This window comes from Marinomonas spartinae, assembly GCF_016461715.1.
GTDB classification, from domain to species: domain Bacteria; phylum Pseudomonadota; class Gammaproteobacteria; order Pseudomonadales; family Marinomonadaceae; genus Marinomonas; species Marinomonas spartinae_A.
In genome coordinates this window covers 78,484-92,108 of sequence record NZ_JAEMUI010000018.1, presented here as the reverse complement: position 1 = coordinate 92,108, position 13,625 = coordinate 78,484, and the positions used below count along the sequence as shown (strand labels likewise).

General features: G+C 43.5%; 13 protein-coding genes. 6 read left to right on the top strand and 7 right to left on the bottom strand.

Annotated features, from left to right (window positions below; all coding sequences use genetic code 11):
- Nucleotides 1-14 precede the first annotated feature (14 nt).
- Complete coding sequence (locus JHD45_RS16265; protein ID WP_199477574.1) at nt 15-305, bottom strand: HlyU family transcriptional regulator; 291 nt, start codon at nt 303-305, stop codon at nt 15-17.
- 143 nt (nt 306-448) lie between these two features.
- Between JHD45_RS16265 and JHD45_RS16260 the strand changes: the two genes are divergently transcribed.
- Both JHD45_RS16260 and JHD45_RS16255 read left to right on the top strand, forming a co-directional pair.
- Nucleotides 449-1,426 (top strand): LacI family DNA-binding transcriptional regulator, encoded by a 978-nt coding sequence (locus JHD45_RS16260; protein WP_199477573.1) that lies wholly within the window; start codon nt 449-451, stop codon nt 1,424-1,426.
- Between the two features lie 160 nt (nt 1,427-1,586).
- Nucleotides 1,587-4,046, top strand: a complete 2,460-nt coding sequence (locus tag JHD45_RS16255; RefSeq protein ID WP_199477572.1) for a glycoside hydrolase family 3 C-terminal domain-containing protein — start codon at nt 1,587-1,589, stop codon at nt 4,044-4,046.
- A 109-nt stretch (nt 4,047-4,155) separates the two neighbouring features.
- Here the strand turns inward: JHD45_RS16255 and JHD45_RS16250 are convergent, their stop codons facing one another.
- Together JHD45_RS16250 and JHD45_RS16245 are read right to left on the bottom strand one after the other, a co-directional pair.
- Nucleotides 4,156-5,169: a GGDEF domain-containing protein gene (locus tag JHD45_RS16250; protein ID WP_199477571.1), complete on the bottom strand. Its 1,014-nt coding sequence runs from the start codon at nt 5,167-5,169 to the stop codon at nt 4,156-4,158.
- A 116-nt stretch (nt 5,170-5,285) separates the two neighbouring features.
- Nucleotides 5,286-5,762, bottom strand: coding sequence for an NYN domain-containing protein (locus JHD45_RS16245; RefSeq protein WP_199477570.1), 477 nt, complete (start codon nt 5,760-5,762; stop codon nt 5,286-5,288).
- A gap of 144 nt (nt 5,763-5,906) precedes the next feature.
- Between JHD45_RS16245 and JHD45_RS16240 the strand changes: the two genes are divergently transcribed.
- Entirely contained in the window at nt 5,907-6,266 is a 360-nt protein-coding gene (locus JHD45_RS16240; RefSeq protein ID WP_199477569.1) for a DUF4870 family protein, read from the top strand.
- A 19-nt stretch (nt 6,267-6,285) separates the two neighbouring features.
- Here the strand turns inward: JHD45_RS16240 and JHD45_RS16235 are convergent, their stop codons facing one another.
- Both JHD45_RS16235 and JHD45_RS16230 read right to left on the bottom strand, forming a co-directional pair.
- On the bottom strand, nt 6,286-7,227 hold the full coding sequence (locus JHD45_RS16235; protein WP_199477568.1) for a hypothetical protein: 942 nt from the start codon (nt 7,225-7,227) through the stop codon (nt 6,286-6,288).
- Nucleotides 7,228-7,241: 14 nt separating this feature from the next.
- Nucleotides 7,242-7,724 carry a GNAT family N-acetyltransferase gene (locus JHD45_RS16230; protein ID WP_199477567.1) on the bottom strand — a complete coding sequence of 161 codons (483 nt, stop codon included), beginning with the start codon at nt 7,722-7,724 and terminating at the stop codon, nt 7,242-7,244.
- A 175-nt stretch (nt 7,725-7,899) separates the two neighbouring features.
- Between JHD45_RS16230 and JHD45_RS16225 the strand changes: the two genes are divergently transcribed.
- On the top strand, nt 7,900-9,183 hold the full coding sequence (locus JHD45_RS16225; protein ID WP_233407878.1) for a ribonuclease J: 1,284 nt from the start codon (nt 7,900-7,902) through the stop codon (nt 9,181-9,183).
- A 6-nt stretch (nt 9,184-9,189) separates the two neighbouring features.
- Here the strand turns inward: JHD45_RS16225 and epmB are convergent, their stop codons facing one another.
- Nucleotides 9,190-10,212: an EF-P beta-lysylation protein EpmB gene (epmB, locus tag JHD45_RS16220; RefSeq protein ID WP_199477588.1), complete on the bottom strand. Its 1,023-nt coding sequence runs from the start codon at nt 10,210-10,212 to the stop codon at nt 9,190-9,192.
- Between the two features lie 204 nt (nt 10,213-10,416).
- On the opposite strand from epmB, the gene efp reads away from it, so the two are divergent.
- Together efp and JHD45_RS16210 are read left to right on the top strand one after the other, a co-directional pair.
- Nucleotides 10,417-10,992, top strand: a complete 576-nt coding sequence (gene efp / locus JHD45_RS16215) for an elongation factor P (RefSeq protein ID WP_199477565.1) — start codon at nt 10,417-10,419, stop codon at nt 10,990-10,992.
- Between the two features lie 473 nt (nt 10,993-11,465).
- A complete protein-coding gene (locus tag JHD45_RS16210; RefSeq protein ID WP_199477564.1) occupies nt 11,466-12,581 on the top strand; it encodes a porin in 1,116 nt (371 codons plus the stop codon).
- Between the two features lie 309 nt (nt 12,582-12,890).
- Here JHD45_RS16210 and JHD45_RS16205 read toward each other — a convergent pair whose 3' ends face one another.
- The gene (locus JHD45_RS16205) at nt 12,891-13,331 is read right to left on the bottom strand and encodes a DoxX family protein (RefSeq protein ID WP_199477563.1); all 441 of its coding nucleotides are present in this window, start codon (nt 13,329-13,331) and stop codon (nt 12,891-12,893) included.
- Between the last annotated feature and the right edge of the window lie 294 nt (nt 13,332-13,625).

The following is a 13,625-nucleotide window of genomic DNA, read 5'->3' as shown; positions in this document are numbered from 1 at the left end:
CCTAATTATTTTTATTAGTGGAATAGATTATCACCTAGTTGATCAATGAACAGCTTGGTTTTTCGTACTGTGATTTCGATGCATTCATCTCGACCTGGGATAAGATCTGAACGAATAAAATTGTGTTCTTTTCTCTCTTCCCCTTCTCCTTTGCTAATGATCGCAGCAACACGGAACTGGCTCCCTTCTTTTATTGGTGCGGGAACAATCTCAAACCCTTTGTATTCCAGCGCGTCTTCTTTTTGTTGCTCCGGGGCCACATCGCCACCAGAAAAAAGGCTTTTTAGGCCAGATAAAATACCCATATTTGTACTCCTTCGATATAGTGCTATTGTCAGGGATTTGACTGAATAGTCAAATGATTGATTTCATAGTCAACGTAGGATAAGTGGTGTTATCAGTAAAAATACGCGACAGTATGCAAAGTAGATAGTACTAGGGTTATTTTATGAGCACAATTTCAGAAGTTGCTAAAAAGGCAGGTGTATCCAACGCCACGGTTTCACGGGTATTAAGCGGCGCTGCACGAGTCAGGGAGGAAACCCGAAATAGGGTGATGGAGGCTATTGATACGTTGTCATATGTGCCGAATCAGGCCGCGCGCTCGTTGGCGAGTAATAAAACCTTCACGGTTGGTTTAGTGGCGTCTAATATCGATAATATTTATTACGGTCCTGCGGCTGGTGGTGTTGAAAAAGCCCTCAGAAAAGCGGATCGGCATGCCATTATTGCCAGTGGTAATGATTCGTTATCGGGTGAGCGTGAAGCGGTGGACTTTTTAATTAAGCGCCAAGTGGATGCCTTAGTGCTGGTGACTCGTTACATGAGTGAAGAGGAGCTGGCTGAGATTAATCGTCGTTGTCCCGTTTTTGTTATGAATCAACATTTCGATGGCGACCATGGTCGTAATATTGCCTTTGACAACTTTTCAGGTGGCAAAATGGCGATTCAGTATTTGTTGGATCAAGGGCATAGGCGTATTGCCATTGTAAGGGGGCCGAAAAGTAAATCAGATGCTTCGCAGCGTTATCTTGGCTCTCTGCAAGCGATGGAGGCGGCTGGATTAGCATTAACTTACGAAGTCGAAGGAGATTTTACAATTGAATCAGGCGTGAAACATATGCAGAGTATTCTTCGTCTTGGGGAACGGCCAACAGCCGTGTTTTTAGGGAACGATCTTATGGCGATAGGCGCGTTACATGTGTGTAATGAACATAAGGTTAAGGTGCCCGAAGACATTGCCATTATTGGTTTTGATGATACCTATTTAGCACGCTACACCTCACCTAGTTTAACGACAATACAATTGCCTTTGTTTGATATGGCCAATGCCACGGCTAAGTTGTTGTTGAATACCATTTATGATTGTCAATACGACGTGCAAACCCTGTTTTCCCCCAAATTAGTGTGTCGTAAATCTGCATAAGAAAGAGAGAACATAGAATGTGTTTTGCTAAAATGAAATGAAAGCGCTTTCATATTTCTTTATTCCTCGAGGCTAATTTAGTAAAGTGTTGGCTTGAGATGTTCGTATTCGGCTGTTTTAGTCGTCAATCTAATCCATCATCACGAGAAAAGGGAACCTCATGTCAGCCACATCGATTAATACACTGTTAGATGCCATGACACTTGAAGAGCAAGTTTCATTACTATCGGGTCAGGACTTTTGGTCTATTGCCAGTATCCAGAGGCTGGATATTGGTGAGTTAAGAGTGACTGATGGGCCAAATGGCGCCCGTGGTAGTGGCTCCTTAATTGGTGGCAATAAATCCGCTTGTTTTCCCTGTGGCATTGCTTTGGGGGCGACGTGGAACCCAGAGTTACTGTATCGCATAGGCTCTGCTATTGCCGATGAGGTCAAGTCGAAAGGCGCGCATGTTTCGTTGGCGCCAACCGTTAATTTACAACGTACTGCAACAAATGGACGCAATTTTGAGTGTTATTCCGAAGATGCGGTCTTAACGGCGTCTTTAGCCGTTCAGTTTATTAAAGGATTACAGGATAAACAGATTGGTGCGACGGTTAAGCATTTTGTGGGCAATGAAAGTGAAATTCAACGCACCACCATCAGTTCGGAAATAGACGAGCGAACTCTCCGTGAGCACTATTTGTATCCGTTTGAACAAGCTGTCAAGCAAGCGGATACTTGGGCGATTATGTCGTCTTATAATAAGTTAAATGGCGTATATACTTCTGAAAATGAATGGCTTTTATCCAAAGTACTCAGAGACGAGTGGGGCTTTGAAGGGATTGTTATGTCGGATTGGTTTGGTTCGCAGTCGACGTCACCAACCATTAACGCTGGTCTAAATTTAGAAATGCCTGGGCCGAGCCGAGATCGGGGAAATAAGCTGATTGCGGCAGTGAACGAAGGGGCGGTGGATCCTGAACGAGTACGTTACCTTGCTCACGGTATGCTGACTTTGCTAGAAAGAGTGGGGGTTTTACAGACGCACACTGAGCGAGAAGAACAATCTGTCGATTGTCCAGAGCATCGTGAATTAATTCGCGTAGCGGGTGCGGAAGCCACTGTATTGCTGAAAAACGATAACCTATTACCACTCGATCATCCGTCGAGTATTGCGGTGCTGGGGCCGAATGCCGATACCGCACAAATCATGGGGGGCGGCTCGGCCCAACTCAATCCGCATTATGCGATTACGCCTCTTGCAGGTCTGATAACACAGCTTGGCGAAGAGACCATCGTTTATGCGCAAGGTTGTTCTAATCGTCGTTATGAACCATTGATAACGGGGACATTTCAAGCACACTATTTTACTAATCGTGAATTATCAGGTGACCCCGTTTATACAGAAACGGTTGATCAGTTACACGCTTTTCTGATGGAAGGGTTCGGTGGTGGAAAAGTAGAGAAAAATCATTTCTCTATTTTGCTTGAGGGGGACATCCGTGTCTCAGAAACGGCCAATTATCATCTCGGTGCCTTCAGTGCGGGTTATATTCGAGTGTACTTAGATGAACAGCTGATTATCGATTCTTGGGGAGACAAATGGCAGCGTGGAACAACGTTTTTTGAAGAGGGCAGTGAAGAACGTGTTGAGTCTGTTGCATTGAGTCAAGATCATACTTACCGCTTGCGTGTTGAATTCGCTTGTTTACCCAATAATAAGCTGGGGGTGAGTGGCTATCGAGTTGGGTTAGGCTTGCCGACCTCCGATCGAGATATTGCTGAGGCGGTGGCGCTGGCAAAAAATGCAGACACGGCGATTGTTTTTGTTGGCCGTAATGCTGAATGGGATACAGAAGGGGGCGATCTACCACATATTCGTCTACCAGGACGACAAGATGAATTGATTGACGCGGTGGCCGCTGTCAACTCGAAGACGATTGTTGTGTTACAGACCGGTGGGCCTGTTGAAATGCCTTGGTTGAATAAAGTGAGTGCAGTATTGCAAGCATGGTATCCAGGGCAAGAAGCAGGCAACGCCATTGCGGATGTTTTGTTGGGTAAGCAAGAGCCGAGTGGGCGTTTAGCGCAAACCTTTCCTGTTATCTATGAAGATACTCCTATTGCCGTCGGCGATACACAGGTTTACCCCGGTAGAGAGGGTAAGATTGTCTATCAAGAAGGGGAATTCTTTGGGTACCGTCATTATGATGAGCATGATATTGAACCTTTGTTTGCGTTTGGTTTTGGTTTGGGATACACCCAGTTCTCTTTGCAAGATGCCCAGGCCGAACAAAGCCATGATGGTTATGAGGTGACGGTCACTCTTAGCAATGTCGGTAAGCGAACAGGCCAAACGGTTGTGCAGGCGTATCTTGTCCCGCCCAAAGGGGAGATAACGCGTGCCCCGCAAGCCTTGAAAAGCTTTGTAAAAACCTTTTTAGAGCCCGATCAAATGAGCCAAATTACTTTGCCGATCTCGTTACGAGATTTAGCATTTTATGATGTAGGTGAAGGGCGATGGTGTGTAGCAAGTGGGGTTCATCGGGTTGATATTGGTTTTTCATCACGAGACATAAAACAAAGCGTCAATATTGAGATTGCCGAGCCATTCTTTTTGGAAGAAGGATCTTTTTAGCAGAAGATAGGTCAGTAAAAAACGGTACCAAGTGTGCCGTTTTTTACTGGGAGCAATAATCTGAAATTGCTTTTTATCACAAGACTAAAAATGGAAGCATCTTGATGGTCTAAAATAAAGTATGAATGACTCTGTTACGCCCCTGTTGCTTAGCAAGGTATAAGTTTTGATCTGCTGTCCGCAGAAAATCACTCAGTGATTGGCCTGGTAAAAAGCGGCTGATGCCAATGCTTATCGTGGTCTGTAACTGTAAGTCATGTTGATGGAACCGAGTATTTTCGATGAAACGGCGAAGACTTTCTGCTGTACTATAAACGTCTTGTTCGTACCATTCTCTTAGGATGATAATAAACTCTTCTCCTCCTAGGCGGTATACATCCTCTTCATTCGCATACATTTGCAGATTATCCGCCATTTCTCTTAGTATGTGATTGCCAATTTCGTGTCCGAATTTATCGTTAATATCTTTAAAATGATCAATATCAATGAGCAGCATAAAAGCTTTTATATTGTGTTGATCAATGTGCTCAAATGCAGCATCCAGAGCATATCTGTTTTTTACTCCTGTAAGAGAATCTTCTAAGGCCATATTGCGCAGCCTGAGATTGTCTTTTTGGTGCTGTGACTCGTATATATAGCACAGACACCAAACGCAAAAATGGGCGAAGGTGTAATTGATCATGGCTCGATAGGGTAGAAAGCCCTCGTGCGTGGTTTTCGTATAAATAATATATAAGACGGGAAATACTAGCAGAAGGGATAAAATGAGTCCTACACGCGAGCCAAACATCATGAAATATACGAACGGTAACAAAATGCTCCAATAAAGAGAGCCTGCGCGAATATCGCCTTGCAGCGGAGTGAGTAAAACGAGAATAGTAATCATCCCCACGAGAGTGTAATGCTGCCATTTTTTATCTTGTTTTTTGAGTGCCTGGATAAAGAAAAACAAGCTAAAGCTGGCGATAATCAGCTCAATAGAGGCTAATAAGTAGAGTTTTAAGTAAACTAGGTTCCACAGGCTATAAAAAAAAGTGATGGCACAGATGAAGAGGCTCAAGCCTTTGTGAACGACGAACGGTAAATTCGGGGCCTGTTGGTTGGGGTGTTTATTCGGATGCATTTCTCTAACTACTCAACTGATTTTGGAGAGGTCTTTAAATAATATGATTTTTGCATCTCTTGCGCGCATCCTTCGATAAAGAGATCATTATTTTTGTGTGTTTATTTTTACCGTATTTATTTTAATAGCAAGCCTTTATTTATGGGATGGAAATGGGTTGCCGCTTGAATAAGGGAGTGAGCTGTTAAGGCTTCAACACCAAATACGTCGACCTGGGTACCATGTTTTTCACGTAACCACCGTGCCAGTAAATCAAAATCACCATCACCTGAGGCGAGGATTAATTGATCGCTTATGGGACCAAACTCCATGGCATCGATAGTAATCCCAACGTCCCAATCGCCTTTTGCTGAGCCGTCTATGCGCTGGATGTAGGGCTTTAACTTTATATCAAAGCCAATCGCTCGCAATATATTTTGGAATTGACGCTGTTTTTCATCCCCTCTATCGGTAGCATAGGCAATGGCCTTGACGACGGTTTTATCAGCCGTTACTTGTTTCCAAAAGGCATTGTAGTCGAAGTTAGCCCCATATACTTGGCGTGTTGTGTAGTAAATGTTTTGCACATCCACCAAAATAGTGACGCGTTTCATATAAAGCCTATTTGTATACTGCAGGGCTTTAAATTGTACTCGATAATCCATAGAAAAGGCATTGTTCTGGTGTGTTCTGTTATTAGGAAAGCAATAGCTAAGAAAACGATCACTAAGAGAAACAATGGAATCTAAGAGACGACTATGACCAAATTTGAACCAAACTTTAATATGCCGCGTTTCCCGAACGATGAGGAAAGTAAGAAGCATGCCACGATTGCCTATATTTTTATGTTGCTTGGTTTATTTACTGGAGTGTTTTGGTTGGTAGGGGCCATTTGGGCCATGGTTAAGCGGGAGGATGCTCGTGATACGTTTTATGAGGATCATTACCGAAACATTATCAGCACTTTTTGGTGGGGGATAGTGATGACACTGCTTGGGGTCTTTTTAGCCTTTTTCTTTATCGGCTATCTTGTTCTATTGTTTACTTGGATTTGGTCTGTCTATCGCATCGTCGCAGGAACCGCTCGGATTCTTTCAAATCAGCCTTATACGCGGTGAATACTGTTGCTGTTTTCTGTCATGGCGTGGCGGCGGATTGGGTTGTCATGGATAGTTTTGCCCCATCATAGAGTTGTTTGTTCTGGCTCAATAGCATGACCTCTTTTAAAGAAAGGGCTTTGCTGGGCGCCATCACTAGAGTTAACGTATCAGGATGGTGCCAAAAGGATAACAGCTGATGCACAATGCGTTGTGAGGTGTGGCTGCCTGCTTTGGCCAGTCCCAGTTCGTCTATCGTCTTATCCAAGGTAGCTATAATATTCGTTTGATTTCTCTTTTGTTCAGGAGACTTTTGCAGAGGGAACAGATGATGCATCAGCCCTGTATCGTGAAATCGAATGCTGATCTTATCAAAGGCAATGCTGTCGCCATAGATAATGGGCATAGCGCTCATTTGCCTTAAGGCCATGGAGGCAAGTAAATCCGAGCGAAATTCTTGTAGTGATAGTGTGTTAGTTAGTAGGTCTAACCGGCTCATCCAATCTAGTGTTCCAACCTGCTCAATGGTTAAGGTCAATTTTGAGGTTAATTGTTTGCCTATTTTATTGGAAGTAAATAATCCGGATCCTTTTAATGTTTGAATGCCTAATTTGCTTAATATTTGTTGTGAGCCGCGAGCGAGCGACTTATGAGAATCAAATTGAAAGTCAACTTGTAAATCTGGGTAGATGAGTGGTAGCCATTTAAATGAGATGCTTCGAAAGGCAAGCCATGGGTAATACTCATTACCGAGTGTGACGGATTCTAAGGTGGGTGTGAGTGTAAAAGGTGAGAAAGAAAGGGTTTTGTAGTGGACTAGAGAGCCTAGTCCAGCGTGTTGTAATCGTTCATCGATGATTTTTTTACTGTAATAGGTCCCCAACGCTTTTACCGCTAAGAAAACGACAAAAAAACAGCACACGATACTTAGCGCTATCCATTTCATTTTCTTTGATAACAGCCAAGAAAAGGGAAATCCCATGGTGCTCTCCTTTTTTAGCTCTTATGGAGCGCTAAACGCAAAATATGCTGAGGGCCTGCAGAGCCACCCGTATAACGTTGACCATTATCTTGATACCCCGCTTTTTGATAACAGCGATAAGCGGCAAGATTTTTTTCGTTAACCGTGAGACAAATATGGGAGTAGTCGCGGTAATGTGTTTGAGCAAAACGACGAATGGCCCCCATGCTTTGGTAACCGATGCCTCTACCTTGAAAAGCATGGCCAATTAATAACGACCGTAGCCCTAACTCATGGTGTTCTGCAAAGTCATGTTGGCTGGCGTAGTCGAGGTCCAGTAGAAAAAAACCGACGACACTATCGGGTTGTGAGTTGAGGCAAATCACACAAGCTTGTTCTGTGTTTTTGAGGTGTTGTAAGGTTGCATCGACCGAATTAACAAATAGGGATTGCTCTTCAGCAATAGTCAGAGCAATAGCGTAGGGTCGCGTGGAGGCGTCCAAGTGCTTGATTATCATAAATGTTAGCCTATTTTTTTGTTAAGGTGTCTTCTGCAAACTGTGATCTTATAAGAATTCACGTACCATAGACAGATTAGAGTTTATTGAATATTAGGAGCGCATTATCTCTTCATTGATTCCCACACAAAATGACTTGTGGTTTTTGCCGTTAGGTGGAACGGGCGAAATCGGAATGAACATGAATCTCTATGGTCACAACGGACAGTGGCTCATGGTGGATTGTGGTGTCTCATTTAACGAGCCACTCAAAAACGACGATTTACATACCGCCGAAGTGGTGTGTGCTGACCCACGTTTTATCACTCAGCAAAAAGAGCGCTTGGCTGGCATTGTCATTACCCATGCCCATGAGGATCATGTGGGCGCGTTACCTTTTTTGTGGAAGCGCTTTAAATGCCCAGTTTATACCACGGCGTTTACGGCGGAAGTATTGCATCGAAAACTGCAACAGGTTGGACTCGCTGGTCAAGTGCCAGTCATCGTTGTTAAAGAAAATGAGTCGAAGCAAATCGGTGCTTTCCATGTCACTTGGCTTGCATTGACCCATTCTGTTCCAGAGCCATTTGCGATCACCATCCATACGCCTGCAGGGAAAATATTTCATACGGGGGATTGGAAAATAGATAACCAGCCAATCATCGGCAGTGGCTTTTCGCCTAAGCACTTTCAAGCATTGGCTAATGATAATGTATTGGCAATGGTGTGTGATTCTACTAATGCTTTACGGAGTGGACATTCGAAGTCTGAAACCGCCTGTTATGAAGCCTTGTTAGCAACGATCGCACCAGAAAAAGGACGTGTCGTCGTCGGGTGTTTTAGTAGTAATGTGGCGAGGCTAGTATCCCTTGGACGAGTTGCAAAAGAAACAGGACGCTATATGGCTTTGATTGGTCGTTCGCTTATCAATATGGTCGGTGCGGCCAAAGCGACGGGCTACTGGCCAGATGATTTGCCGTTAATTGATGCGTCGCACTTGGGGTATTTACCAAAGGAAGAAGTGTTGGCCGTCGTGACTGGGAGCCAAGGTGAGCCAAGAGCTACGCTGAATCGACTTGCTGCTGACTCCTGCTTTGATCTGACAATTGAAGCGGATGATTTGGTTATTTTCAGCGCGATGATGATTCCAGGTAATGAGAAAGCCATCATGGGTTTAGTGGCTCAGTTTAAAGGGAGAAATATTCGTACTCTTCAGCAGCAGGATACGGATTTACCGATCCATGTTAGCGGGCACCCTTGTCGCGATGAGCTGGCGCAATTATATGGCTGGGTACAACCCAAAATCGCCGTTCCAGTTCATGGGGAGCCTGAGCATTTACGAGCGAATGCTGAAGTGGCAAAACTGAGTCAAGTCGCCAGCCAGCTTGTTGGACAAAATGGCGACTTATATCAGTTTGCTCCGCAGGTTTGCATTCGCCGTCAATTAGTGGCAACAGGACGTATTGCTCTTGCTCGATAGCCTTGATTACATGCTGGCGTCAAGAATAGGGGCAAGTACGGTTTTAGCCGCTCTGCCTGGGATTTCTTTCGCGAGTCTTGGCACTAAGTAGCCGGGCAATTCTGCGGCCACTTTCCCCATTAGTCGTTGGGCTTCTTCGATAGAAATATCAAAATGGGCAGCCCCTTCTACTGGGTCTAAGGTGAACATATAATAAGGCATAATGCCTGCTTTAAATACTGTCTCACTTAGATTGACTTGCGCTGCGACAGTATCGTTTACACCTTTTAATAGTACCCCTTGATTAAGCAAGGTGACGCCAGCTTGCTTGAGTTGCTGGGCGGCATGCATGACCTGATCGTCCACTTCATTGGCGTGGTTAATATGCCAAACCATGATGATGTCTAAACGGCTGGCGTTGATCCAATTGAGCATATCTTGGCAGACGCGTTGTGGAATCACCACAGGCAAGCGAGAGTGAATGCGTAAGCGTTTGATTTGTGGAAGTGCTTCGAGTTTACGAACTTTATCCGCTAAAAGGGTGTCTTTCATCATCAAAGGATCGCCACCACTTAATATCACTTCATTAATGTCTGGGTGCGCGGCTAAATAGTCGATTACTGAGTCCCATTCTGTTTGTGCGAGTTGGTTGTCCGCATAAGGGAAATGACGACGAAAGCAGTAACGACAATTTACGGCACAGATCCCCGTTGTAATGACCAATAAGCGCCGCTTGTATTTATGCACAATCGCCTTTTGTGGATTGTGATCGGCTTCCTCTAGCGGGTCTTTGTTATAGCCGGCTACCGTTAACATTTCATGGGTGCTGGGCAAAATTTGGATTAACAGTGGATCGGCAGGATTACCGTACTCAATACGTGATAAGTAAGGGCGGGGCACAAAAAGCTTGAACGCTTGATGTGCCTCTATCCCGTTTTCAATCATGCTCTGGGGTAGGCCAAGCTGCTGAATGAGTTCCGGAAGATGGGTGAGTGCTTGGGAAAGGTGCTCTGACCAAGTAACATCGTTATCAGTTTGAATAGGGATCACGTCAAATATCTGCAAAATTGGGTTAATTTGGGTTATGATTGCTGCCAACTTGTTGGCCAGTTGGGCCAGCGGCTCTTTGATATCTGCGCAAACGTCTTTTTACCAGGCTAAATTAGGATGTTGTAAAAATGTTTGCTCAATGTATCAGGCTGACATGATACGTTAGTTGGAGCCTTTTCTCTAAAAAATACACGGTGAGGATGTATGGCTAATATTTCTACCAGCGAAATGCGCGGCGGCACAAAAGTAATGGTCGATGGTGACCCATGTGCTGTATTGGATAACGAACATGTAAAACCCGGTAAAGGTCAGGCGTTTAACCGTCTTAAATTGCGTAACCTGAAATCGGGGCGTGTTTGGGAGCGCACATTTAAATCTGGCGATACCCTAGAATCTGCTGATGTGATGGATACGGAGATGGAGTATTTATACACAGATGGCGAATTCTGGCATTTTATGGCCGTTGATGGTTCTTTTGAACAACATGCGGCAGATGAAACGGCGGTGGGTGAAACGAAAAAATGGCTTAAAGAGCAAGAGAAATATGTGATCACTTTATACAACGGAACACCACTTGCTGTTGCGCCACCTAACTTTATCGAGTTGGAAGTTACAGAAACGGATCCGGGGGTAAAAGGTGATACTGCCAATGGTGGTTCAAAACCTGCCTTTTTGTCTACAGGTGCGATGGTTCGTGTCCCTCTATTTATTAATATTGGGGAAGTATTGCGTGTCGATACGCGAACAGGTGAGTACGTTTCTCGAGCAACCGGTAAGTAATGCTTATGTTTGTTTGAGCGATGTTGTAACGACGAATTCTTACGAAGAAAAAACCCTTAGCGTGTCAATGCTAAGGGTTTTTTTTTGCACTAATACAATAATGTGATTTTACCTTCTTGACGGAATCTTTGTAACAGATATGTAACAACTATCAGTAAGTTATCTTTAGTGATGAAAATTTATTAAAATTCTTAAGAAAAGTGAATTTTTGTTTTCAATTCTTGTGAATTTTCATGTTTTAAAAGATATACGGAATGTAATAAGAATCGTTCTATTGTTTAATATATTGTATTTATTGAATTTTTTCTGGAAATAAACACATTTTTGATGTTTTTTTAGACGTTTTTAAGAGAGTGTTTGCGTACTCATTCTTTACTTCTATCTTCCTTTGTTAGGTGCATAAATTGTTCAAATAGAAGTTTATAGTGTTGTCCTTCATTGAAAGCTTTGTGTTCGTACTAAGGAAGAAAATCATGAAAAAAACAATTTTAGCGTTGGCAATAACATCCGCTACTCTAACGACAGCTGCACACGCTGCTACTGTCTACAAGGCTGATGGTTCTAAACTAGATGTTTATGGTCGAGTCGAAGCTGACATGACCCACGCGGGTAATGGTACGGCTGGAAATGCAACAGACGCGAATGCGCAAGGTAATTTAACAACCAAAGCTCGTATCGGTATTAAAGGCGAAACCAAGGTAACTGATAACTTCGGTTTGTTTGCCAAAGGCGAGTGGCAAGTAGCAGGCCAAAACAGTGATGGTTCTAAATTCACTGCTCGTAAAGCCTATTTTGGTCTTGACTTCAAGAAAAATGGTACAGTAACCATTGGTCAGCAAAATACAGTGGTTTACACCAGCCTTGTTCAAACAGTCGATATTTTCGATCAATGGGGTATGGAAGCGCAAGACGGTATCTACGGTGAAAACCGTCAAGCCAGCCAAGTGGTTTATGCTAACTCTTTTGGTAATTTCGATGTACAAGCGGGTTACCAATTCCGTAACAGCGATGGTAAAGACATTGGCAGTATCAACAAAGGTACGGTTCAGGACAATGCCTATTCCGCTGCCGTTGTTTATCATACCGATATGGGCTTAAATCTTCGTGCGGCTTTTGCCCGTCAAAACTTTGGCCCTGCGAGCAATGGTGCTACTTATGCACTTGATCCATCTACAGGTAAGATTAAGGCAACTCCAGCCGCGACTGGAAATTCGGATGGTAAAATCAATACTTACGGTGTAGGTGCGGATTATACCTTGAATAACTTGTACTTAGCGTTTGTTTACCTGGGTTCTAAAACCGATAACGGTGCAGCAACGAACAGTGACACTAAGCTTAACTCATACGACTTGGTAGGTGCTTACACTATCGACCAATACCGTCTATACACTGGTTACGGCTTCCAAAAGCAAGATCAAGATGGCGCTAATTCGCTTGATACCGTTAAATCTTACAAGCTAGGTGTTGAGTACAACTTTACTTCTAATGCCCTTGCTTGGGTAGAATACCGTCATAACGATGGTACATCTGATATCGCTAATGGCTACGCAAGCAACGAAGTGGCTTTGAGTGGTCAGTATAACTTCTAAGATCTATATTTGCTTTAGTTGATTTTAAAATCCCTTATAGATGATGCTTAAAGCAAGAGACGAGATGATGTTCATCTCGTCTCTTTTTTTTGCTTTAGTGTTTCCCGTTCTACTGCTATTTAGAGCGTCTTGTCCACTTACAGGTGAGAGGCTATAAGAAATGAAAAACTGGTAGATGAAGTCAAACTGTGAGACTTAGGTAGGCAGTAGGACTTATTTGCTATTAAGATTTATAGATAATATCTAAAGTAAAAAAGACGAGATGATGTTCATCTCGTCTTTTTTTGCTTTAGATTTCCTGTTCTACTGCTATTTATTGGAGAGTGCCTTGTCTACTGACAAAGGGCCTGCGCCGCTGATAAATAAAGAGACGCAGATTACGACAAGTGTCAGTGCGTATTCATAACCACCGTTTTGAATGAACAAGCCGTGGGAAATGTGTACGGTGAAGATGGCCACCAGCATGGTAAAACCGATAAAAACGGTCGCAGGGCGTACCAGCAAGCCAATCAGTAGGGCTAAACCGCCGAAGAACTCAGCACTACCTGCTAATGCCGCCATTAACTCACCTGGATGTAGGCCGAGAGAGCTCATATATTGGCCTGTTCCCGCCAAACCATAGCCACCAAACATGCCGAACAGTTTTTGGGAGCCATGTCCCATTAAGACTAAGCCAACTGGAATACGAAGAATCGTGCTAGAAAGGCCCGCTGTTGTCGTGGTGATTTTAGACAGTAAAGTTGAAGACATAAAAAATAATCCTTTTTGTGTTTGAATTGATGCGACTATACCCAGATGAAGCGCATTAAAATAACGGAGATTTTTAATCAAGCAGATCAAAAAAATTGAACATCCTGATGCAAGTGTTCCTAGCTCATCCATAAGTAGCTATCTATAGACGATAACAAAGCGATGAAGTTTCATGATTGTTAGATTAAATTTTAATAGGGTACAGCGAATGGCCACTACACCATGACTTTGATTGTGATGTGTAAAGGTAGTCCAAAATAATTGAATGTCGGTACAATGGTATTTGTTTTGCTT

What these genes read in the sequence shown, in the direction of transcription:
- JHD45_RS16205 (WP_199477563.1), bottom strand. Translation starts at nt 13,331, where the DNA reads ATGTCTTCAACTTTACTGTCTAAAATCACCACGACAACAGCGGGCCTT.
- efp (WP_199477565.1), top strand. Translation starts at nt 10,417, where the DNA reads ATGGCTAATATTTCTACCAGCGAAATGCGCGGCGGCACAAAAGTAATG.
- JHD45_RS16240 (WP_199477569.1), top strand. Translation starts at nt 5,907, where the DNA reads ATGACCAAATTTGAACCAAACTTTAATATGCCGCGTTTCCCGAACGAT.
- JHD45_RS16265 (WP_199477574.1), bottom strand. Translation starts at nt 305, where the DNA reads ATGGGTATTTTATCTGGCCTAAAAAGCCTTTTTTCTGGTGGCGATGTG.
- JHD45_RS16260 (WP_199477573.1), top strand. Translation starts at nt 449, where the DNA reads ATGAGCACAATTTCAGAAGTTGCTAAAAAGGCAGGTGTATCCAACGCC.
- JHD45_RS16230 (WP_199477567.1), bottom strand. Translation starts at nt 7,724, where the DNA reads ATGATAATCAAGCACTTGGACGCCTCCACGCGACCCTACGCTATTGCT.
- JHD45_RS16245 (WP_199477570.1), bottom strand. Translation starts at nt 5,762, where the DNA reads ATGAAACGCGTCACTATTTTGGTGGATGTGCAAAACATTTACTACACA.
- JHD45_RS16250 (WP_199477571.1), bottom strand. Translation starts at nt 5,169, where the DNA reads ATGCATCCGAATAAACACCCCAACCAACAGGCCCCGAATTTACCGTTC.
- JHD45_RS16235 (WP_199477568.1), bottom strand. Translation starts at nt 7,227, where the DNA reads ATGGGATTTCCCTTTTCTTGGCTGTTATCAAAGAAAATGAAATGGATA.
- JHD45_RS16255 (WP_199477572.1), top strand. Translation starts at nt 1,587, where the DNA reads ATGTCAGCCACATCGATTAATACACTGTTAGATGCCATGACACTTGAA.
- JHD45_RS16210 (WP_199477564.1), top strand. Translation starts at nt 11,466, where the DNA reads ATGAAAAAAACAATTTTAGCGTTGGCAATAACATCCGCTACTCTAACG.
- JHD45_RS16225 (WP_233407878.1), top strand. Translation starts at nt 7,900, where the DNA reads ATGAACATGAATCTCTATGGTCACAACGGACAGTGGCTCATGGTGGAT.